Below are 24,379 nucleotides of genomic sequence, written 5' to 3' on the forward strand. Positions count from 1 at the left end.
TTCTGTCACTTTCTCATTTTATTAACAATCTTCTCCATGACAGTCTGACCTGTTGCATGAAACATAGTCTCGTCATCTATAACTACTACAGGTGCTGCCTGTTCTATCTCATCTTTGCAAAATCCTAAACACTTAATTACTTCTACTTCCAATTCTTCATCGCTATAGTTGTCTGCATCATTATTGATAATATCCTTTAAGTCATCAATCTGATCTAAAATTCCCATTGAACCCAGCAATGTACAGCATGAACCTACACAGACTTTTATCTTCATGATATTCCTCCAAATACTATTATTTGTTAGCTCTTATTTAAATATTATATAGTATCATGATGCATTTTTCCATAAAAAAATCAATAAAACCTAATATCACTCGTATTATTGATTTTTTTATTTCACTTATTTTTTATTATATGAATTCTTTAAATATCATTTTCATTAATAGGTTTAAAATCAAATTTAATCAATTTTTAACAGCCTTGCATTTATAGCTACAATGATTGTACTTAAAGACATTAATACTGCTCCCAAGGCAGGACTTATAACTATTCCCTGATTATACAATATACCTGCTGCTAAAGGTAGCGCGACCACATTATAAGCAGTCGCCCATACCAAGTTTTGAATCATTTTTGAATATGTAGCTTTAGATAATTTTAAAATATTTACTACATCCAGTGGATTACTTTTAACAAGAATAATATCTGCAGTTTCAATTGCTACATCCGTACCAGCACCAATTGCTATTCCTAAATCTGCTTTGGCCAATGCTGGTGCATCGTTAACTCCGTCACCGGTCATGGCTACCATTTTTCCTTCGTTATGCAGCTCATCTACTTTATTTGATTTATCCTGAGGTAAAACTTCTGCAATTACTTTGTCTAAATTAAGCTTCTTTCCAACATAAGAAGCCGCTTTTTGATTATCTCCCGTAAGCATTATAGATTCAATATTCATAACTTTTAAAGTATCAATAGCTTCTTTGGAAGTTTCTCTTATAATATCTGATAAGGCAATATAACCGATAAGTTTTTTATTTTCTATTACAAATACTACTGTCTTTCCTTCTCCGGCAAGTTTTTCATATTGACTTTCATCAAATGATACACCTTCTCTTCTCATATAACCAGGGCTTGCTATCATAATATTTCTGTTGTCAACCGTTGCTTTTAATCCTTGTCCTGTAATATTTTGATAATCCTTGACTTCTTTTATTTCAAGGTTTAATTTTTTACCTTCTCTTACAATTCCTTTAGCAATTGGATGTTCTGAATTTGACTCAAGGGAATATGCTATTGATAATAATTCATTCTTAGGTATTCCTATTTCAAAAACATCAGTAACACCAAATTCGCCTTCTGTCAAAGTACCCGTCTTGTCAAAAACTACAGCATCTAATTTTCTTGCATTTTCAAAAGCTGCTCTGTCCCTAATTAACAATCCTCTTTTAGCTCCAATGCTTGTAGACATTGAAGTAACAAGCGGTGTAGCTAAGCCAAGTGCATGCGGGCAAGAAATAATCACTACCGTTACTGCTCTTTCAATCGCAAAGCTTAAATCTCCACTAATTATCATCCATGCAACAAAAGTTATAGTTCCTGCTGTAACAGCTATATAGAACAACCACTTAGCAGCAATATCAGCTAAGGTTTGAGTCTTTGACTTTGAAGCCTGTGCCTCACGAACAAGTTTAATAACTTGTGACAGGAAGGTTTGATCTCCAACTCTACTAACTTTAAATTTTAATAATCCTTCACCATTAATAGAACCGCCGATTATCTCATCTCCTGCCTTTTTTTCTACTGGTACCGATTCTCCAGTAATCATTGATTCATTAACATCAGAATTTCCGTCATAAACTATCCCATCTATTGGAATTTTCTCACCAGGCTTAACTAATACTGTATTCCCTTCTTTTAATTGTTTCACAACAACATCAACAATATCACCGTTGTCTTTAATAAGATGTGCTGTCTCTGGCATTAATTTTACTAATTCCTCCAAAGCCTTTGAAGCACCCATTACTGACTTCATTTCAATCCAATGTCCTAAAAGCATAATTACTATCAAAGTAGCTAATTCCCAAAAGAAATCATTGCCCTTTAATATAAATACCGTCAATGAACTGTAAACATATGCAACTATTATTGCAAGTGCTATTAAGGTCATCATTGCAGGTGATTTTTGTTTTAATTCATCTTTAGCACCTTCAAAAAACGGCTTACCTCCATAAAAAAATAGTATAGTTGAAAGAGCAAACAATACATAAGGATCACCGTTGAATCTCCAATTTACCCCCATAAACATTTGTATCATAGGTGAAAGAATCAAGATAGGAACGGTTAATACTAAAGATATAAAGAACCTTTTTTTAAAGTCCTGAACCATCATAGCATGATGGTCATGATGGTTTTCTTGGTTTTCATTGTTTTCATGATTACTTTCATGATGACTTTTATGATGTTCATGGCTTCCATGGTTCAAATGTTCACGTTCATTATGTTCATGATTCATATGGTTCTGTTCCATATTTCTATCTTGCGTATGTTTCATATTACTATGGACTAAAACCTCATTATTGCTTTTATCATTGTTATTATGATTATGCATACAATCCCTCCTAACTTTTCTAAACTAGTAAAATTTAATTTATTTTAATATTACCCATTAATTAATTTTATAATCAAACTATTCTAAATCAGTAAGTTTGTATGTTAATAAAAGGCTCTTGATAAAAACATTATCAAGAGCCGTATAAATAAAAATGGTACTAATACTATTTAAACCATTGCACCATCCATTTTTCTACATTCATCTGCACACATACGGCAAATGTCTGCACATTTTTTACAATGGTCATCTTTAAACATCGTACATTCTTTCGCTGTTTTCTGCACCTTACTTTTCTAATAAACTACACAATTAAAATTCACTTAATTAAATCATTTAATTTTTCACCTTTAATTTCGTCAGAACTCCAACCGATAACAGCAAATTTTCCTTTTGAGTGTTCCCCAACCTTATTTATCCACTCTATTTCGTTACTTGCTCTTTCAGATAGCAATTTATTTGTAGTCTTTGATTTATAAAGGGAAGAATTTATAACCCACCAATTTGTACATATGCCTGCACGCTTTAAATCCTCTTCTAACCTCAATGCTTCGTAAACAGGAGTTGCTTCTGGTAAAGCAACAATTATTACCTCAGTTTCACTAGAGTTTTTAAGCCTTGGTAATAATTTTTTTGCTGATTCCGGAATGTAACCTTGAGAACGTGTTATTTCTTGATTGTAAATTTGGGTTGATTCTAATAAAAGCAATGTGTGACCTGTTGGTGCAGTATCTATTACTACAACTTCGTCTTCAGCTTTTTCAACTATATCTGCAAATGCCCTAAATACTGCAATTTCTTGCGTACAAGGCGAACGCAAATCTTCCTCTACATACGCAATATCATTTTCCGACAATGTCTCGTTCGCTTTATATAAAACCTCATCTTGATATTTTTTAAGCACTTCTTTTTCATCTATGTGACTCATAGTGATACCGCTTTGTTCTTTGATAACAAAATCAAGGTGCGCAGCAGGATCAGTTGTCGTTAAATGAACCTTCTTTCCTTTCTTAGCCAATCCTAATGCAATTGCTGCAGCTGTTGTAGTCTTACCTACTCCACCTTTTCCCATAGTGAAAATAACTTTTTTGTTTCTATTATATAATTCATCTATTATATCTCTTAATCCTTTTAAAGACTCAGCATTTATTTTTTCTTCGTTTAATTTAAATTTATCTTCTTCTAAAAATGATCTTACATATTCCACACCACTAATATTATAAGCCCTAAGCGGTATAACATAGGTTGTTATATTTTTAAATTCCTCTGGCATTTCTGACAATGCTTTTTGCTGCTTATTATAAAAACTTTCTGATATTTCATCATCATACTCAGTAAATAACCCATTAATCACCAATGATTGATTTTTTACACCTATTTCAGATAGCTCCATTGAAGCTCTTTTAGCTTCTGCTATGGGTCCAACTTCAGGTCTAGTAACTAATATTAGAGTTGTTAAGTTTCCATCCGATAAAGTTTCAACTGCTTTTTTATAAACATCCTTTTTTTCTTCAAGTCCTGAAAGCTGTCCTAAACATGATGCCCCATGAGTGCTCTCACTTATGAAGTTACTCCATGCAGATGGTAGCTGCAGCATCCTTAAAGTATGACCTGTAGGAGCAGTATCAAATATTATATAATCATATTCCTGCTTTGTTTTTTCATCTGTAATGAAATTTGAAAATTCATTAAATGCTGCTATTTCCATAGTACAAGAACCTGATAACTGTTCTTCCATATTTTTTAAAACTGATTCAGGCATCAATCCTCGATATGGTGCTATTACACTTTCACGATATTCTGCAGCTGCTTGCACTGGATCAAGATTAGCAACTGTAAGATTTGGAACTTCATTAATTTGTACACCTTTGTTATTTAATTCTGTTTTAAACAAATCTTGTAAATTAGATGCTGGATCAGTGCTTATTAATAATACCATTTTACCCATATCCGCTAAAGTTACAGCAGTTGCACAAGCGGTAGAAGTTTTTCCAACACCGCCTTTGCCGGTGTAAAATAAATATTTAGTCAGTTTTATATTTTTAAGATTGAAAATTTCCATATAATTTCTCCTAACAACAATCTCCCCCATCACAACCGTAATCGCCCGATTTTTTTCTGCTTGCTCTTAAAACCTTTGGCTGAAAACCAAATTCTTTTACAGATAAATCAAAAAAATTTGCCATTTCATCATTGGTTGGATATCTTCCTATTATAACTAATTCTCCATCTAATAGCGCTGCAGGAAGCACATCAATGCCTTTTTCATTAATTAATTTATTTATTACAGTATTTTTAATAAATTCTTGTGGTGCATTTGATAAATTAAATCTTTCTACTTCCATTCCTTTTTTATTTAATGTATTAAGAACAGTTGATATTCTAATCAGTTCTGGATCAACATTCACTCCACACACACCTGTAGAACAGCACATTGCTGGTTCAAATATCTGCATTTTTTTCATAATATTCTCCTTAGATTCTTATATATTATTTTATGAACATTTACTACTTAGGACTTTTAAGTCCATTTTAAATTTCATGAATAATTTTATACCCTTCAAATAATTCTAAACCATTTTTCTTTTATAATGTCTATTTAATTTGTAAATATAGATAATTATATATTATCTTCTAAATTAATGAGTTGTTATCACTTTTAAAGGATTTAAAAAATATAAAATTATATAGATAGCTGCACCAATAAAGACTGTAACACTAAAACCAAACATCATTGAAAGAGCTACTGCTAATGTAGACCCAAATACAGAAAAAATTCCGTTTATCGCAATCATAAGAGGAACTAAACTTTCTTGTTTATCTAGACTGTTCACTTTTTTAATCCCTGTAGGATATCCCATTCCCATGAAAAATCCCATAGGGAATAAATATATAAATATAATTAATAGTTTATAGGTTAAACTCAAATTATTTGTTAGGAGTAAAACATCACTTAGTTTTACTTGAATTAATAAAATCGAAACACCTGATAAAAGAATGAAATAAGGTAATTTCTTTGTTAACTTTTCAATTATTTTACTACCGCTTGCCAAACTGCCAATGCCGCTGCTGATTAATAAACTAAATAATATAAAACTAAAAGCAATAGATGAGCTTCCAAAGTACAATACTGTCTTTTGTATCAGCGGAATCTCTACTAACATATACGCTATGCCCAATGCTCCAAAATATATTGAAGCTTTTTTAGTTTCTAACTCTGTTATATATTTCTTTTTAATGTATAATGCAAATGCTAATATTATTACTAATATTAAAATCATTTCTAAAGGAATTAACTTAGTATAGTTGTAAAAAAATGGTTTATCATCCGTAATAGGATTTGCATTATGTCCAAAACCGCTTAATAGCTGTTCAAAATTAATCTTTCCTTCCCTTAATGACTTATACGGTTCAATTTCATAACCAGGCATTTGAATTATATCCCTGTTTTGAGATTCTGCCACTGTTATAATAGAATTTAATTCCGCAGAGCTGAAAGGTGCATTTTTAAAAATTACAACTGGCATTGATATACTGCCGTGGGCACTGTTTTGTCCTATCCTTGCACCATTAATTATAGTAATATAATTATTTACATCTTCTTCTTTGATGCCTTTGTCTAGTAATACTTTAATGCCGGTATTAACAATCTTGGTTAAATCTAATGTATTGTGAGCTACGAATGTCAATTTACCGTTTTCAGTTAAATGATCAAAATACTGATTTACTGCTTCCTCTGTATATATATAGTACTCTGCCAGCGAATACATTGTATTTTCAATAGAATTTGTCATCACCTTTGAAAGATATATATTATCGTATTTTTCGTTGATGTTTTCAATAAAATATCTTCCATCCTGGATATATAAGTTAACTCCTGGATAATTATATATATCCCCATTAAATTCTTTGAATTTATTGACCGCTTCTATAGTTGATGGATTTATTTCTACTGCATCAATTTTTTTATTACCTCCAAGTAGCGAATAAAGTACGTCATTTCCTCCACCTGAACCAATAACAAGGGATTTATCATTTTTTCCAAATGCAAATGGAATATAATTTACATCATATTTCAAATGTTCAACTGATTTTAAATCTCCGTTAAATTTAATTATAGGTGCTGCTGCACCCCCATCTGTGGCAATTAACAATTCATCTCTTCCTTCAACCTTAATAACATCTGTTCTAGATAAGGCATCCCAATTAGAAAAGATAATTTCAGTGTTTCCAGCAGTTTCTTTATAGCTTCCTACTAGTTTCTCAGGATTTGTGTAGTAAGCATAAAATTTATTTTCAATGTCTTCTATAAGACTGTTATTAATAAATAGTACACTCATTAAAATCAAAAAAACTGAAGATATTATTAATGGTTTTTTTTTTTACAATATAAGCTGATACTTACTGCAGATATTGCTGCTATTATGCAGACAATAATAACACTTAGAACAAATCCAAATGAATTCATAATTTTTATAACAAGCAAGCTTCCCAACCCTGCTCCAAGTAAATCCAATAAATATAATTTATTGCTTTGGCTAGCCATTTCCTTAAATACAATTGAAGTTATAATACCACCTGTTATGAATGGTAAAATTGAAGCCGGTAAATAAATTGATGCCGTTGGATTAAAGGGCAAAAAATACATAATAGATATAACTCCAATAAATATTATAGGCAATAAAATCGAAGTGCCTGTTAACAACTTTATAGAATTATTTTCATTTATATACTTATATGTTAAAATAGCTCCAATACCACTGCCAAGAATAGCCATGGATACTATAATAAAAACTAGCCCTGGTGATAATAGTGTTGAAAATAACCTTGTAAGTAGCGTCTCATATATAAAAAGAGCCATTGTTGTCAAAAATACAGAAAAGTATAAATAGATTGTCTTTTTTGATTTAAAATCAATATGAATAATGTTACTCATATAAACCTCCATTAAATTATTATAAAAAGAACTAGAGCACTAGTTCTAAGTTTTAATAAATATATCATTCAATTATGGAGAAGTTATGATACATCATAAAATTATTTATTCAATGATGAACAACTCTCAATGTATGGAATAACCATTTTTATAAACTAAAATAAAAAAACACTTCATAACTGTACTATACAATTATGAAGTTATATTGAATTATTATAAAAATCACTATTTATTCCATTTTAAAGAACCACTCTTCGCCATGATGCACAATATCATATAGGTTTAAATAAATAAGTTTTATAAGAGAATCATATTTGAAATATAATTATTATAAATATATATACTCTCTAGTCCAGGGCAAGTTATTATTAGCACCTTTAGTAAACAAAAATTGATGGATATCTATATTACCGCTGTTAAAAGATGCAGCACATCCGTTCAAATATAAGCGCCACATTCTAATAAACTTATCATCATACTTCTTCATTACTTCAGGCAATGCAATTTCAAAGTTCCTCGACCAGTGCTCCAATGTTCTTCCATAATGTCTTCTTAAACTTTCAACATCTAACAAATAAAATTCTTCATCTGCCATATATGTAATTAATTCTTTAATTGTAGGTATATATCCACCGGGAAATATATATTTATTTATCCAAGAATTCACACCATCACCATTAATACCAGTTATACAATGAAGTAAAGATATTCCATCTTCATCTAATAAATTTTTAACTTTTGAAAAGTATTCAGGTAATAATTCCTTGCCAACATGCTCAATCATACCTACACTTACAATCCTGTCAAATTTTTTATTTTTTATCTCTCTATAATCCAGCAATTCAACTTCTACAAGATTCTCTAACCCTTCCGTTCTAATTCTTTCTTTAACTTTGTTAAATTGTTCAGAGCTTAATGTTATTCCCATTGCCTTAACGTTATACTCTTTAGCTGCTGTTAAAATTAATTCTCCCCATCCACAGCCTATATCTAATAGTGTTTGACCTTTACTTATATTTAGCTTCCTTAAAATATGACTTGTTTTATTTTTTTGAGCATCGTATAATGAATCCCATGGAGACTTAAAATATCCGCAAGAATAAGTCATGGTATCATCTAACCATAATTTATAGAATTCATTTCCAATATCATAATGATAATGGACATTATCTTTACTATTTTTTATATTATTTCTTATATGTTTATCAGAATCGTTATGTAAAACGGATTTTTTATTTTGATATAAATACTCTATAATATTTTGTAAATCACCATCTATATCTATCTCATTTGTCATATAAGCCTCGCCTAATGCCAAAGATGGATCATTTAATAATTTTGTTTTTGATAATGGGCAGTTAAAAATCAACTTAAACTTACTGTCCCCTTCTCCATATTTTTCTTCCTCACCATCCCAAAATCTTATTTCAAATGGAATGTGGAAAATATTTTTCAAAAAAGACCTATAAAATATTTTATCCGTATTTATAATTAATTTACTTTTTTCTTTTAATTCAATCATATTGCTCTCCTATTAACATTTTATCACTGAAATTCTTCCTAATTTTAGTGATAAATATAAAAACAGCTCCTGATATTATTAACCAGGAGCATGCAAGACTGTTCTATCTCATAGACATAGCACTAGCCATTTTTCTACATTCTTCTGCACACATACGGCAAATGTCTGCACATTTTTTGCAATGTTCATCTTTGAACATATCACATTCTTCTGCACATTTATCACAGACTTTAGCGCATATTTGACAGTGTTCATGAGAAAAATGACCACCCATTGACATTGTCGCAACTGACATTTGACACATCATAGCGCATTCAACCAGCATACTTACACAATTTTTTCTCGCATTAAGATCAGGTTCATTTAAACATGCATCGAAACACTCATAACATGCTTGTGAACATTTTGTACAAGCATCTATGCATGCTTGCATATTATTATTCTTATTTGTAACAATACCCATAGATATTTCTCCTTTAATTTTTAAATAATTTACATATTTATTATTTGAATATCTATAGAATTTATACATTATTTTATTATATTTTTAATTTGCAAAAAATTTAAACTAATGCAAATGTATGAAAGCTGCTCAAATTTTTATATGTTTGACTATTTGTAAAATTATTTACTTCTTTAATATTTATTATATACTATAATATGAAACTAATATTAGAACGTGAAAAATGTCGATAAATGTAATAATTGTCACTAGTATATCTAATAAATGTTTCTCAAAATTCTTATTCGTTCTTCTATTGGGGGGTGTGTTGAAAATAGTGGCAATATCCAATGTTTAGGATTAAATATATAAAGACCGAGCATCTCATCTCCGCCTAAATTATCAACCTGTTCTTTAGAATATTCAGGTGAATGACTTTGTATTTTTTCTAATGCATTAGCTATACCTTCAGAATATCCGCAAAGCCTAACTGCGTTTGCATCAGCAATATATTCCCTTTTTCTTGATATTGCAAGATTTATAATCTGTGCTACAAACCTTATAATATAAGATAAAAACATTCCTGCCAAAGCTATCAACGCTAAAGTTTCTGCTGAATTTTCATTATCTCTTGAGTCACTTGATCTTGAACTATTTCTTCCACCATAAACTATATTATATCTGGATATTCTATACAATATAGTTCCTAATACTATTGCTGCACTCATAAGGTAAACTGACACTGTTGAAACGAGTATATCTCTTTGAATTATGTGTGACATTTCATGAGCCAGAACACCTTCCATTTCTGGTTCATCAAGTATTTCAATTAGACCTGTTGTCACTCCTATATAAGCATTTTTGAGGGATAATCCACCTGCGAATGCATTTGGTATATTCGCTGGTATAATATATAACTTAGGAGTATCCTTTATACCAGCTGCAATAGACAAACCTTCAACTAAATTAGCTATTCGGCTTTCATTAGGGTTTGACATATTCGCTTCCTTCCAATTTGTACGGGAACCTACCATTTTTGTACCTGTAAAAATTTGAACAGGCATTAGAATACATACTATAAAAACACCTATACCAATTCCAAAAGCCATATTATCTGCATAGTATCCTATGGTGTATGACATAACAAGTATAATTATTATATAAAAGGCAATTAAAAGGACTGTTTTTATTTGATTTTTTCTAACCTGCTCATATATAATAACAGGCCTTTTTATTTCTGACATAATATCTCCTTCTACTCTTTTAATTCTTTTACTTCTACTATTTCTTATATATTTTATAATTCACTGATTCTTAAGTTATCTGAATATTCCCTTTCTACATCACTTATTTCATATGTTTTTTCTGAAGTGAAACCTAACATATTTGCTAAAATTGAAGTAGGAAATGATTGAATTGCTGTATTAAAGATTGTAACAGTTGTATTATACCTTGTTCTTGCGTATGCAATTTTATCTTCTACATTCTTCACATCCTCCATTAAATGTAAAAAAGACTGATTTGATTTTAATTCCGGATAACTTTCTGAAATAGCCATAATTGAAGGAATCATTTTTGAAACCTTGTCATTGGCTGTCATTGCCTCATCCTTAGATGATGACACCATTTTAACTCTCATAGAAACTATCTTTTCCAATGTCTCACTTTCGTACTTTGTTTGCATTTTTATTGTATCGACTAAATTTGTAAGTATATTTGTTTTTCTTTTTAATTGAACATCAATTGTTGCCCATGCTTCTTTGATATAGTTTTTCTTTCTTATAAGACCGTTGTACATTGTAATTAGCCAAATAACTAATATTGCAATTATAATAATTATATATTTCATTTCTACCTCCGGCAATAATGGACTCTATCTATAAAAGAGGGATATATTCCCTCCTTTATAACATGTTCCCTTTATTAATTCATTATAAATTCTTCAACAGCATCTTTGTTATTTAATATAAATGCTGCTAATCTATTGGTTATTGAAGTTTTGTAATGGTTTAATTTTGAATGAATATATTTAGCGGTGTAAAATTCACCGTTTATATCAATATAAAAATTAGCTTCATTTTTCATTTTTGTCTTATGATATTTAAGCATAACATTTACGCCTTCTACCTCACCTTTTTTTATATCACTTTTTATGGGAAGGGCTTTGAGAAGCATCCTTATAAATTCATATGCTCTGTCTCTTTCTTCATCTGTTATATATTCTTCAACATAGATATTATTCATGATTATCCTTCAACTTCTTTTTTCAGTTTTTCTAAATCAGAATTAACCTCTTCACCAAATATCTCTTTTTTTAATGAAGCTAAATTATCATTTGATGATATATTATCGTATTTTGAATAATCCTTATCTTTATCTTTTTTTTCTAATTCCCTTAGAGAGTCAATTTTATATTTTTGAGAATTTACTTTTTCCTCCATTTTATCCAATTGTTCAAATACATTATTTTTAGAAGTTTTAGTTAAAACTTTATTTACATTAATATTAGCTTCATTAATTCTGTCTTGTGCAATAATATTTTCTTTTCTTCTCTTTGCTTCTTCAATTCTGTCATTTATTTCATCAAGACTTTCTCTCAGTATTTCAACTTGTTCCTTTTGCTCAATATAAGAAGATGTAAGTCTTTCTACTTGAGCTTTAAAGTTATTTCTTTCATCTAATGCATTTTTAGCATCTTCTTCATTACCTGACTTCAAAGCATTAACAGCTCGATTATGCCACAATGCTGTTTTATTGTTTGCTTCTTCCAGCAATGCTTCTAACCTTTTTTCTTCTGCCATGCAGCTTGCAACTGCATCAGTAGTTTCCTTTCTTACTTCCTCTAAGTCCCTTATAGCTTGTTCTACTATTACTTTGGGATCTTCTAAGGAATCCAAAGCATTATTCGCATAACCCTTTAATATATTGCTGATTCTATTAAAAATACTCATTTTATACGCCTTCCTTTTATAGATTTTATATTACTTAGCTATATATCTCTATAGTTTCTTTTATTTAAAGCTGTAAATGTAATATAAGTGGAAATTGCTATAATAGGTCTTAGAACATTAATAAGTTCAATTGCTGCCAAATTGTCGCTCAATTGTTTACCGTCAATATCCTTATAATATGCAAAAGAATAAAGTGCTGTATTCTCTTCAACATGAAGCTTATTAGATCTTACATCTTTAATAATACTATCAATAAAATTGAGTACGAAGTTCCTAAACAAGATTTAAGTTTTAGTTTGACAAAAATGCCTACATTACCTGAAAGTGGTTTTATAATGAATAAAATTAAACGTAAATTTTAATTTTGCTATTATTAAAATTTTTAAGATTAAGATTGTTGAATAATCTCTGTAAAATCACTTTCTACGATAATTTCTAGAGCATATGCAAGTAAAGCCAAAGCATTATTTGCTTAGATTTATCGCATGTAAAGGGGCTGTTGCAATATGAATGAAGCCCCTTTTTTGAATATTAAATCCTTCCTTCGAACATAATCGCAAGATTACCATAGACCCTATTGGCCAATTTTACTTGACAATCAACACCATAGACATTACTTTTTTATATTTTTAAGCAATCATGTTAAGTTAAATTTGGTGTTTTTCAGGAATTATAATAAATTCACTTCGAGGTTGTCTTGTTGTTATTGGAGACATATTTACACGAAAAAGAGTTGTTATATCAGGAAAAATTTCAATATTAATAACAGTAATAGGATAATATCCAAAGGCATTAACAGTCATATGATATTGCAGGTGTACAAAATCTGATTCATTACTAATATCTGGTCCATGTAATACAGGTAGCTCTATGATCTGAATTTTACCATTTTCATCTGTAGTATGAGTTACAATTAAAACTTCTTCACCTGCAGTTACATTAATACCCCTTATACTAAATCTATATACACTTACTTCTGCACCACCTATTGGAATGCCGCTTTCATCTTCCAAAACAATAACTTCTAAAAATCCAGTCACAACAGCTTCATTATTTGTTTCTAACTTTTTAATTATATTATTTCTAGCTCTGTAAGGTTTAGTTGCATCAATCATTTCAATTTATTAAACCTCCTTTCCTTAAGTTCTAATTTAATATATGTAAATAAAAAGTTTTGTTTACAATGCTGTTTATTTAAAAATGCCCCTCCTTAAATAAACATATTAGTTCAACTGTTTATCTTAAGAGGAGCATATCAAACGAACTATAAATTCATTTTTATTATTACAACTTAAATCTTAGCATTGTTAATATTAGTCAGCAAATACTTGTGTCCAATAAGGTGTTCCGCTGGAATTTGTAACATAACCCACACCTATTCTGGAAAAGTCAGGGGACATAATATTTGCTCTATGACCTTCAGAATTCATCCATGCAGTAACTACAGATTCAGGTTTCCATTTCTATAATCCATAATGTATACCCTAACTTTCTCTATAAGCTCTATTATCAATATATATTTTTTTGTCAACTTTCCCGTGTACTATTGAATCATTTATAATTTCTCGAATTACTTTTTTTGATAATTTATCATTTTCATAAGTAATCTTAACCAATTTTTTATCAAGATTTACATTTAATTCTTGTATACCTTCTATAAGGCTGAGAGCTTTAACTACATTTGTTAAACACCTGTTACAAAGCATATTACTTTGTTTTAATTTAACCGTATGAATAGTATTCAATATAAAACCTCCTTTACCACCCCACCTCTGCGGTGATATTTAAATACTAGCAAACAATTATGAAGATTGTATCAAGATTATTAAAAAATATATATATATATCTTTATAAGTTTTACTTCTCCATATAAATAACATAATTTTATGTTATTTATAAATATAGGTACAAAAATATCAAAAATAAGGAGACCAACTATGAATTGTCAATAGAAAAATAGGACTTTTTCAAAAAAAGTTAGACTAAAAAAGTGTATAGCAAACAAAGCATCAATGGGATGCTTAAAAAAATTGAATATAGTAGTAGGCTGGACTAAGCTAAATTAAACTCAACGTTATCAATCATGATTTTATGAATAACACGAACCAATTTATGAGCAACATGACCTAAAGCATTGTAATGACCACGACCCTGAGAAATTTTCAAATCGTAGTAATCTTTGAAGGTCTTGTTGTTTAAAGTTAATTGCCATGCAGCATTAATAAGAGCATAGCGAAGAAGTTTAGAACCACGTTTAGACATTTGAGTATGAGAGGCATTAAACTTGCCAGACTGGTAAACAGAAGGATCAAGTCCTGCGTATGCCAGCAGCTTGCAAGGGCTCTCAAAGCGATGGATATCACCAATTTCACCGATAATCATTCCACCGTTAAGGTTACCGATACCAGGGATAGTTTTAATAACAGAATCCATTGAATCCATAATGTCATTAATAGTGTTTTCTACTTCGTCAAGCTGTTCTGTAAATAATTCAATTTGAATTATTGATTGCGTAATTTGTAAAGATAGTGTATCATTTTTGGTACCGACAGAATTACATGCAAGCTCTTTTAAAGCAATGGCTGATTGCTTATTGAAGTGGCCCCTAGAGGTCTTGTAAAGAAGGTTCGCTAACCTTGTGAGATGCATATTAGCAATTCTGTCGGGATTAGAACATTCCTTAAGCAAAGCATAGCATGATTTAATGTGAATACCGGATTTAAAGAAGTATTGCAACTCCGGGAAGAGTTGATCCACATAGGTAACAAGTTGAATTTTAACCTTTGTTCTTGCCTTCATAAGTTTCTGACGAAAGCGACAAAGGTTTTTTAATTTTAAAGATTGCAATTCACGTTGAGTGAACAGACGATACTGATTCATAATTAGTGCTTTGATAATTAAGTAAGTATCAACACGGTCATTTTTTGTTTTACGAATGTTTGTTTTTCTAAGAGCAGCTGTCTGAATCGGATTAATGATACAGATATTAAATCCTCTAGAGAAAAGAAAGCATGTAAGATTTTCAGCATAATGAGCGGTTGATTCCATACCAATCAACATTTCTTCTTTATCTAAAGAAGAAAGATTATCAAGTAATTTTTGAAAACCAGAATTATCATTAGTGAAACCGAAGGGTTCAAATATGATTTCACCATCAGCACTCATTGCTGATACAACATGGTTTAGTTTGGCAATATCAATGCCAACATAGATCATAAGAGATCATCTCCTTTAATATTATTCACTGTGGATGTTCCACCTAGTTTTATCATAATAAACTTGCGTGACATAAAAGCTCAGAGGCTTATCCAACTATAAAAAATTCAGATAAAACTGTGGCAATACACTCCTTCGAATAGTCTAAGCTATAGTTAGTTATAAAAAGTCCACAGTGTTAATATTGATTATATCAAAGTTGAGAAAGAAAGGAGAGTATTGATGTATTTATTACTAAATACATCATACAAGTAAGTTATGAGTGTAAATAATAAAAAAATAGATTTTACCGAAAAGCCTCACGAACTAAGCAGTATCAAAAAAGTAATTGGTATAGTAAGCGGTAAAGGCGGTGTTGGCAAATCTCTTGTGACATCTATGATGGCTGTAACCATGAACAAAAGAGGTCATAACACAGCAATACTCGATGCTGATATAACCGGTCCTTCAATACCTAAAGCTTTTGGAATTAATACAAAAGCAGTGGCAAATGAAAATGGACTATTGCCTGTCACAAGCAAAACCGGTATTGATATAATGTCTATTAATTTAATATTGGAAAACGACACGGATCCAGTTATTTGGAGAGGACCCGTCTTAAATAATGTTGTTAAGCAATTTTGGAAAGAGGTAATTTGGCAAGATATTGATTATATGTTCATAGATATGCCTCCTGGAACCGGAGATGTTCCGCTTACAGTATTCCAATCTATACCCTTAGATGGAATTATAATTGTTACCTCCCCACAGGAACTAGTTTCAATGATTGTATCTAAAGCAGTTAAGATGGCAAAAATGATGGATGTTCCAATCATTGGCTTAATTGAGAATATGTCATATTTCAAATGTCCTGATTGCAATAAAGAATATCATATTTTTGGAGAAAGTCATATTGAAGAAATTGCTAATAAGCATGATATAAAGGTTTTGGCAAAGCTTCCAATTGACCATAAAATAGCTTTAGCTGTTGATAATGGATTAATTGAATTTTATGATAACAGTTTGTTTAATAATATAGCAAAAATACTGGAATAAAATACAAACAATAATACATCGGGCTAAAAAAATACCCCTTATAACTAATTTTGATTTATTAGTATAAGGGGTTATAATTTATCTATTAAATTCCACTATTACGTTAGTTCCCTTTCCAACTTCACTATCGATTTTAATAGTTCCTCCATGTGCTTCTACCAATGCCTTTGTAATTGTAAGTCCAATACCAGTTCCCCCGGTATGACGATTCCTTGATAAATCGCTTCTATAAAACCTTTCAAAAATATATTTTAAATCTTCTTTTGGGATTCCAATACCTGTGTCCTTTACAATTATTTTAATTTTATCTTTTATTTGCTCTAAAGAAACACTGACAGACCCATTTTCATTTGTATACTTAATTGCATTAGAAATAATATTAACGAAAATACGTTTTAGATAATCAATGTCTCCCATAAAATTAACATCATTTTGAATATTTTTATCTATATTAATATTTTTATCTAAAAACATAGGCTCATAGCTTTCTATTATATTATTCAATGTTGAAGATATATCTACATTGCTTAATTTCAGGTTTATCTCATCATCTTCCACAATTGATAATTCAGATAATTCATTAATTAATTTTGTTAACCTTATTATTTCTCCATGAATAACAGATAGCTTTTCATCATTAGGTTCCCATACTCCATCCAGAAAAGCTTCTATATGACTTTGAATTGCAGCCAAAGGTGTTCTCAGCTCATGAGCTATATCTGTAGTCATTCTTTTTCTTAGAGATTCTTGGCTATTCAACCTTTCTGCAAGTTCTTTAACTGATATGGATAATTCATATAACTCAACAGTGTTTGTTTCTACTTCCTTTAGGTTTTTATATTTTCCTTGTTCAATTAGTTTTGCATTTTCCTTAATAACATATATAGGATTTAAAAACTTCTTAGATATACTATTACTTGAACGAAAAGCAATAATCAATGTCAAAATTGATGCAATTGCAAAAATACTGTTTATTGTAATTAAAAACTTTTCATCTTCTATATTAGATATAATGCTTTTTGGTCGTCCAACATCTATAGTTCCTATTTGTGAGTTATTGTATGTCAAAGGATAACTTCTAAACGAAAATTTACCTTCATCACTGCTGTATTCATCTACCATCCCATACATTATTCCAAATGTACTACTGTTCCAACTTATATTATTATTCTTGTCCCTTATTTGAATTACAACATCTTCACTGAAAGCATAATGCATTATATTCATTAAAGAATGGGAATTTAATTCTTTATAATCGCTGTAGACACGTTCCACATACTGAACTACTTTTAAATCATCTCTGCTTCTTGAATCCCTAATATAATCTGAAAAAAAATAATTTATACTTATATTTGAAGTAATTGTAATAAATGCAATTGACAATATTGAAATTATTACAAAATACTTTCGTAATTGTTCGCTTATTTTTATCATCTTATTCTCCTTCAAACTTATATCCGACACCATACACAGTTACAATATATTTAGGTTCTTTAACATTACCCTCAATTTTTTGTCGCAAATTTTTAATATGAGTGTCCACAGTACGATCGTATCCATCAAAATCATAACCAAAAGCCAGACTCACTAAATGACTTCTGGTAAAAACCTTGTGCGGATTCTGTGCCAGAGTTAATAATACCTTAAATTCATTTGGTGTTAAACTTACTTCTTGTCCTGCCTTCTTAACAATATGTTTAGGTATATCAATAAACAAATCTTTATTATTAAATTCTAAAGCATCAGTCAATTCAGAATTGCCTTTAGTTCTCCTGAGAATTGCTCTTACCCTGCCAACTAGCTCTCTAGGACTGAATGGTTTTGTTAAATAATCATCTGCGCCTATATATAAACCTGTAACCTTATCATCTTCACTACTTTTTGCTGTTAGCATTAAAATAGGTACATCTGATTCCTTTCTGATTAGTTTGCATATTTCCTCTCCTGAAATATCCGGAAGCATTAAATCAAGAATTATAAAATCAGGTTCTATTTCATGAAATAGCTCTATAGCCTTATTTCCTCGGCTTGCAGTAAAAACTTCATAGGTTTCTCGCAAAAGATAATCTTTTATGACATTTAAAAGGTTAATCTCATCATCAACAACTAATATTTTCTCATTCATTTTTTTCACCTTATTAACTTTCTTTTTTATCTAATATTTAATACTACCAAAATTATATTATATTTGGTTATATTATACACCATTATTTTAATAATAAATCATGTAGTTATTGTGAAGAAAATTTATATGTTTAATGTGTTTTTTCTTCATAAGTTCTCCATAATTAATATGTACAATTATATTAAGGATTTCGAATTGTTATGATTATTAAGCAATTTAGTCCCCCGTAAAGATATAACCAATGAAAAAATAAGACCTAAGAGGTCTTATTTTTATGCAACCATATCTATGTCGTTATCTTTTTCTTTATTATTTTCATTATTTTTTATGTTAACAGTAATTCCATTAGGCATACAAACAATAACTTCATACGCTTCCTTTACCCATCCTGTTTTTGAACATATACCATCAGGACATATGTCTTTATCCATTTCCAGCATCCTCACTGCTCCATCTTTAACTTCTATATAACCAGTGTTTTCTGCAAACTCAAAGCTGTAAATATCTTTAGTATTTTCAGTTAAAGTTAATTTTTCTACCAAATTTCCATATACTTTAATTTCAACAATTTTAGTTCCTTCTTTTGAATTAAATAAAAAAGCTAATCCTAACCACGCAAAACTTATTACTATTAATGAGAAAATTAATATTTTATCCCATAGTGTCATTTTACTTAACATCTTAATTTACCTTTCAATTTATTACGTTACATAATCATAATGTAATATATGATAAAAATGTGAAGAACTTATGTAAGTTTTATATGATTACATATAATTAAGTTCTTTATCTAAAGAAATAGCAACATGAGTATATTCATTATAATCCAGATAAGCTTGGGCATAACATTATTGGTTCCTGTTAATAGAATAATAGAAAATTGAAAATTTTCCAATTAAATAAAAAAGCTGACAATTGATATCTTAAATTACTTTATCAGCTTATAAATTTAATTCAATTAAAGGATAGTGTAAATATGAGGAGATTTATACTCTTCTAAATCTTTCTAGAAACTGTTTTGTTCGTTCTTCTTTAGGATTATTAAAAAAATCTTTTGAGTTATTTTCTTCAATAATTACTCCATCTGCTAGAAAAATAATCTTATCAGCTACATCCCTTGCAAATTCAAGCTCATGAGTTACAATTATCATGGTAATTTTTTCTTTTGCAACATTCTTTATAACCTGTAGTACTTCATCTACGAGCTCTGGATCTAATGCAGAAGTTGGTTCGTCAAATAATATGACCTTTGGGTTAATTGCTAGCGCTCTTGCAATAGCTACACGCTGCTGTTGTCCTCCAGATAATCCAGATGGAAAATGATCTGCTCTATCAGAGAGTCCTACCTTTTCTAACAATAATTCACTTCGTTTAAATGCTTCTTTCTTAGGTATCTTTTTTACAACAATTAAGGCTTCTGCTATATTTTCAAGTGCAGTTTTATTAGCAAATAAATTATAATTTTGAAAAACCATTCCTGTATTTTGTTGAACCTCATGTATACTCTGCTTTGTTATTTTATGTGCATTAACCACAATATCATCTAAATAGATTTCTCCGTCTGTTGGTGTTTCTAATAGATTAATACAACGAAGCAAAGTAGACTTTCCTGAGCCACTAGGCCCAATTAATGCTACTGTGCTCCCTTCTTCAACCTTAAGATTAATATCTTTTAAAACGTGATTATTTTTGTAATATTTATTTAGGTTTTTTATTTCAATCATCTAAACACCTCTTTCAAACTTACGGAATCTATTTTCTAGATATACAAGCAATCTTTCGAAAACAATACAAATTGCCCAGTATATAAGTGCTGCAACAATGTAAACTTCAAAGAATTGTGAAGTTCTACCTGCAATTATTTTTGCTTGCCCTATTATTTCTGGAACAGAGGCTGCAAATGCTAAAGAACTATCTTTTAATAACGATACAAAATGGTTACCAATGTTAGGCAATGCGACTATTACTGCTTGTGGTAAAATAATTCGTCTTAATCCTTGTGATGTTGTCATGCCTACTGAGTAACAAGCTTCCATCTGACCCTTATTAACCGCTTGTATAGCTGATCTTATAGTCTCTGAAAGGTATGCACCTGAATTTAGCGAGAATGCAACATAGATAAAGTATATTGCTGGAATATAGGAAACATCCCAGTTAAGGCTATATCGAAAATTAATATAACGTATCACTAATGGAATGCCATAGTATGATAAAAATATTTGCACTAATAAAGGGGTACCTCTTATAAATGATACATATAAGCTAGAAATTTGATATAGAACCGGCACACGATATATCTTAATTAATGCAACAAAGAGTCCAATCATAAGCCCTATAAGGAATGCAATTAGGGCTATGGCTAAGGAAATTGGAATCCCCTTAGCGATAGCAGGAATTGATTCTATCATATAAGAGAAGTCCAATAACTTATCCATTCATATCGCCCACTTTCTATTTTGTATAATCCACTCCGAACCATTCAATTGATAATTTAGCTAAAGAACCATCGTCTATAATATTCTTTAATGCTACATCTACTTTGTCTCTTAATTCCTTACCATCTTCATCTTTTCTAAATATAAAGTAAGTTGGATCTGCTGCTATTCTTTCTCCTACAGGTTCAACAGCTAATCCTTGAATCTTTGCTTTATCTCTTGCAACAATAGGATCATTTACTGTTGCATCAATTCTACCACTTACAAGATCTTGTAGAATTGTTTCAATACCTTGCTCATAGTAAACTATAGTTAAGATGTTACCATTTGCTGTATTCCAATCTTCAACAAGTCTTGTGAACGAATCTCCTACTGTAAGACCTATTTTCTTGCCTTCAAGGTCTTTTAAGGAATTTATTCCAGTCGTTCCTTCCCTAACAACGATTTCTGCAACACAAGTGAAGTACCTATTTTTAGTTAAGTAGTAATTAGCTTCTCTATCGGGATTTGTAGTAATCTGATTTGCTAGCATTTGAAACTTATTAGAATCTAAACCAACAAATAAGCTATCCCATGGTGCTGCAACGAATTCAAATTTTAAACTACTATCTTGTTTTTCAAGTAGTCTTAAAACTTCTAAGTCATATCCTGTTAATTTTCCGTCTCTGTCTTCAAAACTAAATGGGTTATAAGTACCCATTGTACCTACTTTTATCGTTTCTATATTATCAGTTTGCTCACCTGAAGCTTCTTTATTTTCAGTAGAGCAAGCACTTAGGGCAAATGTTAATATTAATACTAAAATTACACTTAAGATACCTTTTTTATTTTTCATATCTATCTTCCTCCAAAATTGCTTTTATTTTATTAGTGTTACATTTATTCTTAATTGATCACAAGATTATTATCTTGTTAACAATCCAGCATCAAGTAGATATTGGCTTCCAGTTATATATCTAGCTTTATCACTTGCAAGGAATAATACCGAATTTGCCACATCTTCTACTTCAACCCAAGGTACTGGTATAAGGTTACCTGCAGATCTTTCAGCGATTTCTATTGGTGTAGATCCTTCCATTTCAGCTAAACCATCATTCATTGGTGTATTAACTCCAGTTGGATGAATTGTTAATACTCTTACTCCATAAGGAGCTAGTTCAATAGCTTGTGATTTAGCCAGTCCTACTAATGCATGTTTTGAAGCTGCATAGTGAGAAATACGATTCATTCCTCTTAAACCGGCAACTGATGAATTATATATAATAACTCCACTTTTTTGCTTTATAAAATATGGAATTACATACTTTGATACTAGCCAACTACCCTTTAAATTGATATCAATCATTGTATCCCATTCATTTTCTGTTAATTCATGGGATAGACCATAAGCACAGATACCTGCATTACTAAATAGGATATCAATTGTTCCAAATGATTTTGCACCATTTTCTACAGCGTTTTGAACATCCTTAGCGTTTCTAACATCGCCTGCAAAAATTTCAATTTTGCCTCCTAATACAATAACTTCTTCCTTTAACACTTCAAGTTCTTCATTAGAAGATCTATTATAAGCTGGGTATTCAATCTTCTCTCCAAGATCAAAGGCAATAATATTAGCACCTTGTTTTGCAAATGCAAGTGCGACTCCTCTACCTTGACCTTTTGCTGCTCCTGTTATAAATACTGTTTTATTTTCAAAATCTCTTGTCATGTTATTATCCCCTTTTTGTATATGGAACTAAAATATCATCTAGTTCAACTTTTAAAGCTGTGTTTATTAGATTTGTTGCAACCATCATGCTTCCAAAGGCTGTTAACAATACTATTTGCTCCTCTGTATATCTCATTTTTAGCTTATCAAATAATTTATCTGGTATATTTCCTGGATCTTTTACTAAATACTGACCGTATTCAATAATATCTGACTCTTCTTCTGTAAATGAGAAGTTGTCAAAGTCTATATCTAAATCTTCTAAAATCTTACCAAAGAAAGTAGAGCAAATCAAACAGCTATTCTGTGTTGAAATTGCATAGCTATAGAAATTAACAGCTCTCTTACCTAAGAACTTTTCAACTTCTTCAGCTAGTGTATACCATTCCATTAATGTATGAAATGCTGGTAAAGAATGTAGAAGTGTCTTTTTCATGTTAGTAATTCTACCATGTCTTCTTATTTGATCATTAAATTGTTCTTTTACGTCAGGGGAGGCATTTTCATAATTTACTTGTGTAATATGTGCCATTTTGTTCGCTCCTTTATTACATACTATTCATATATGTTTTATATTTTTGCTCATTGTAATATCAATTATTATATTTGTCAATAAATTTTTTAATTATTTTATTAAGTTTATACTTAGATGATTTGTACATTTAATCAGCACATAATAGCATCTTCACTATAAGAATTACAGATAGCTACAATGCATAAATAAAAAACAGAGTAGAAATAATTTCTATATCTACTCTGAAAAAAAGTCCAACTTTTTTGGGATAACTTATTATCCCGAGAAAACTATATAGAGAAAAGTAAGATTTATAACAATTACATACTAGCCTAAATTACAATAGTTTAGATAGTTTTTGACAAACGAATTAATTTAGTTAGCTACGCAAAAAATCACTATAATTTACTAATTACATAGTGATTCTGTTTTGCAAAGAATAATATTAATAATAATTTATCTATTAAATTTATCTATTAAATTCAACTATTACGTTAGTTCCCTTTCCAACTTCACTATCGATTTTAATAGTTCCTCCATGTGCTTCTACTAATGCCTTTGTAATTGCAAATCCAATACCGGTTCCCCTGGTTTGACGATTCCTTGATAAATCGCTTCTATAAAACCTTTCAAAAATATATTTTAAGTCTTCTTTTGGGATTCCAATACCTGTGTCCTTTATAGTTATCTAAAATATATTTATTATTAACGCCAGAACAGGTAAACATATATTACAGATATATTATTGTTATTTCTCTGTTGCTGAATAAATTATAGAGTGATTCCTTCTGGTAAGTTCATAGTGAACGCCAACTCAGTCCACAAAAAAAGCATAATAGTACCTTGGCGGAAAACTATCCCTTCCACATAGACATTGTAT

General features: G+C 30.1%; 26 protein-coding genes and 1 pseudogene. 1 reads left to right on the forward strand and 26 read right to left on the reverse strand.

All coding sequences use genetic code 11. The features are described 5' to 3' along the window. Nucleotides 1–5: 5 nt before the first annotated feature. The 17 genes and pseudogenes from RTW14_RS14170 to RTW14_RS14250 form a co-directional block, all read right to left on the reverse strand. A complete protein-coding gene (locus tag RTW14_RS14170) occupies nt 6–275 on the reverse strand; it encodes an NAD(P)H-dependent oxidoreductase subunit E (protein ID WP_312652547.1) in 270 nt (89 codons plus the stop codon). 186 nt (nt 276–461) lie between these two features. Next, nucleotides 462–2,612 carry a copper-translocating P-type ATPase gene (locus RTW14_RS14175; protein WP_312652548.1) on the reverse strand — a complete coding sequence of 717 codons (2,151 nt, stop codon included), beginning with the start codon at nt 2,610–2,612 and terminating at the stop codon, nt 462–464. Between the two features lie 170 nt (nt 2,613–2,782). Continuing rightward, on the reverse strand, nt 2,783–2,899 hold the full coding sequence (locus RTW14_RS14180) for a four-helix bundle copper-binding protein (RefSeq protein WP_312652550.1): 117 nt from the start codon (nt 2,897–2,899) through the stop codon (nt 2,783–2,785). A gap of 32 nt (nt 2,900–2,931) precedes the next feature. Next, on the reverse strand, nt 2,932–4,674 hold the full coding sequence (gene arsA, locus RTW14_RS14185; RefSeq protein ID WP_312652552.1) for an arsenical pump-driving ATPase: 1,743 nt from the start codon (nt 4,672–4,674) through the stop codon (nt 2,932–2,934). 10 nt (nt 4,675–4,684) lie between these two features. Further along, complete coding sequence (gene arsD, locus RTW14_RS14190) at nt 4,685–5,077, reverse strand: arsenite efflux transporter metallochaperone ArsD (RefSeq protein ID WP_312652554.1); 393 nt, start codon at nt 5,075–5,077, stop codon at nt 4,685–4,687. A gap of 174 nt (nt 5,078–5,251) precedes the next feature. Continuing rightward, nucleotides 5,252–6,952 carry a hypothetical protein gene (locus RTW14_RS14195; protein ID WP_312652556.1) on the reverse strand — a complete coding sequence of 567 codons (1,701 nt, stop codon included), beginning with the start codon at nt 6,950–6,952 and terminating at the stop codon, nt 5,252–5,254. Between the two features lie 26 nt (nt 6,953–6,978). Next, the gene (locus RTW14_RS14200) at nt 6,979–7,548 is read right to left on the reverse strand and encodes a hypothetical protein (RefSeq protein WP_312652558.1); all 570 of its coding nucleotides are present in this window, start codon (nt 7,546–7,548) and stop codon (nt 6,979–6,981) included. Nucleotides 7,549–7,876: 328 nt separating this feature from the next. Further along, nucleotides 7,877–9,070: a cyclopropane-fatty-acyl-phospholipid synthase family protein gene (locus RTW14_RS14205; protein WP_312652560.1), complete on the reverse strand. Its 1,194-nt coding sequence runs from the start codon at nt 9,068–9,070 to the stop codon at nt 7,877–7,879. 103 nt (nt 9,071–9,173) lie between these two features. Next, nucleotides 9,174–9,533, reverse strand: coding sequence for a four-helix bundle copper-binding protein (locus RTW14_RS14210; protein WP_312652562.1), 360 nt, complete (start codon nt 9,531–9,533; stop codon nt 9,174–9,176). A gap of 257 nt (nt 9,534–9,790) precedes the next feature. Beyond that, nucleotides 9,791–10,756 (reverse strand): M48 family metalloprotease, encoded by a 966-nt coding sequence (locus tag RTW14_RS14215; protein WP_312652565.1) that lies wholly within the window; start codon nt 10,754–10,756, stop codon nt 9,791–9,793. 53 nt (nt 10,757–10,809) lie between these two features. Next, a complete protein-coding gene (locus RTW14_RS14220) occupies nt 10,810–11,361 on the reverse strand; it encodes a LemA family protein (protein ID WP_312652567.1) in 552 nt (183 codons plus the stop codon). Between the two features lie 74 nt (nt 11,362–11,435). Then, entirely contained in the window at nt 11,436–11,756 is a 321-nt protein-coding gene (locus RTW14_RS14225; protein WP_312652568.1) for a hypothetical protein, read from the reverse strand. A 2-nt stretch (nt 11,757–11,758) separates the two neighbouring features. Next, entirely contained in the window at nt 11,759–12,463 is a 705-nt protein-coding gene (locus RTW14_RS14230; RefSeq protein WP_312652570.1) for a PspA/IM30 family protein, read from the reverse strand. A 647-nt stretch (nt 12,464–13,110) separates the two neighbouring features. Beyond that, nucleotides 13,111–13,578, reverse strand: a complete 468-nt coding sequence (locus RTW14_RS14235; RefSeq protein WP_312652572.1) for a carboxypeptidase-like regulatory domain-containing protein — start codon at nt 13,576–13,578, stop codon at nt 13,111–13,113. A gap of 198 nt (nt 13,579–13,776) precedes the next feature. Beyond that, nucleotides 13,777–13,911, reverse strand: a pseudogene (locus RTW14_RS18875) (CAP domain-containing protein); the annotation flags it as partial. A 36-nt stretch (nt 13,912–13,947) separates the two neighbouring features. Beyond that, a complete protein-coding gene (locus RTW14_RS14245; protein WP_312652574.1) occupies nt 13,948–14,208 on the reverse strand; it encodes a heavy-metal-associated domain-containing protein in 261 nt (86 codons plus the stop codon). Nucleotides 14,209–14,515: 307 nt separating this feature from the next. Beyond that, entirely contained in the window at nt 14,516–15,679 is a 1,164-nt protein-coding gene (locus tag RTW14_RS14250; RefSeq protein ID WP_312652576.1) for an IS110 family transposase, read from the reverse strand. A 258-nt stretch (nt 15,680–15,937) separates the two neighbouring features. On the opposite strand from RTW14_RS14250, the gene RTW14_RS14255 reads away from it, so the two are divergent. Next, entirely contained in the window at nt 15,938–16,714 is a 777-nt protein-coding gene (locus RTW14_RS14255; protein WP_312652578.1) for an Mrp/NBP35 family ATP-binding protein, read from the forward strand. Between the two features lie 78 nt (nt 16,715–16,792). Here the strand turns inward: RTW14_RS14255 and RTW14_RS14260 are convergent, their stop codons facing one another. From RTW14_RS14260 to RTW14_RS18755, 9 genes are all read right to left on the reverse strand, one after another. Next, the gene (locus RTW14_RS14260; protein WP_312652580.1) at nt 16,793–18,148 is read right to left on the reverse strand and encodes a sensor histidine kinase; all 1,356 of its coding nucleotides are present in this window, start codon (nt 18,146–18,148) and stop codon (nt 16,793–16,795) included. Between the two features lies 1 nt (nt 18,149). Further along, nucleotides 18,150–18,839, reverse strand: coding sequence for a response regulator transcription factor (locus RTW14_RS14265; protein ID WP_312652581.1), 690 nt, complete (start codon nt 18,837–18,839; stop codon nt 18,150–18,152). A 272-nt stretch (nt 18,840–19,111) separates the two neighbouring features. Continuing rightward, nucleotides 19,112–19,519: a NusG domain II-containing protein gene (locus tag RTW14_RS14270; protein ID WP_312652583.1), complete on the reverse strand. Its 408-nt coding sequence runs from the start codon at nt 19,517–19,519 to the stop codon at nt 19,112–19,114. Between the two features lie 306 nt (nt 19,520–19,825). After that, nucleotides 19,826–20,563: an amino acid ABC transporter ATP-binding protein gene (locus RTW14_RS14275; RefSeq protein ID WP_312578860.1), complete on the reverse strand. Its 738-nt coding sequence runs from the start codon at nt 20,561–20,563 to the stop codon at nt 19,826–19,828. Then, a complete protein-coding gene (locus tag RTW14_RS14280; protein ID WP_312652586.1) occupies nt 20,564–21,274 on the reverse strand; it encodes an amino acid ABC transporter permease in 711 nt (236 codons plus the stop codon). A 16-nt stretch (nt 21,275–21,290) separates the two neighbouring features. Then, the gene (locus tag RTW14_RS14285; RefSeq protein ID WP_312652588.1) at nt 21,291–22,109 is read right to left on the reverse strand and encodes a transporter substrate-binding domain-containing protein; all 819 of its coding nucleotides are present in this window, start codon (nt 22,107–22,109) and stop codon (nt 21,291–21,293) included. 69 nt (nt 22,110–22,178) lie between these two features. Continuing rightward, entirely contained in the window at nt 22,179–22,985 is an 807-nt protein-coding gene (locus RTW14_RS14290; RefSeq protein ID WP_312652590.1) for an SDR family oxidoreductase, read from the reverse strand. Between the two features lie 4 nt (nt 22,986–22,989). Further along, nucleotides 22,990–23,517, reverse strand: coding sequence for a carboxymuconolactone decarboxylase family protein (locus RTW14_RS14295; RefSeq protein WP_312652592.1), 528 nt, complete (start codon nt 23,515–23,517; stop codon nt 22,990–22,992). Between the two features lie 451 nt (nt 23,518–23,968). Next, nucleotides 23,969–24,187, reverse strand: a complete 219-nt coding sequence (locus RTW14_RS18755; protein ID WP_334308179.1) for a sensor histidine kinase — start codon at nt 24,185–24,187, stop codon at nt 23,969–23,971. Nucleotides 24,188–24,379 lie beyond the last annotated feature (192 nt).

This window comes from Aminipila sp. (assembly GCF_032051575.1).
GTDB lineage: Bacteria > Bacillota > Clostridia > Peptostreptococcales > Anaerovoracaceae > Aminipila.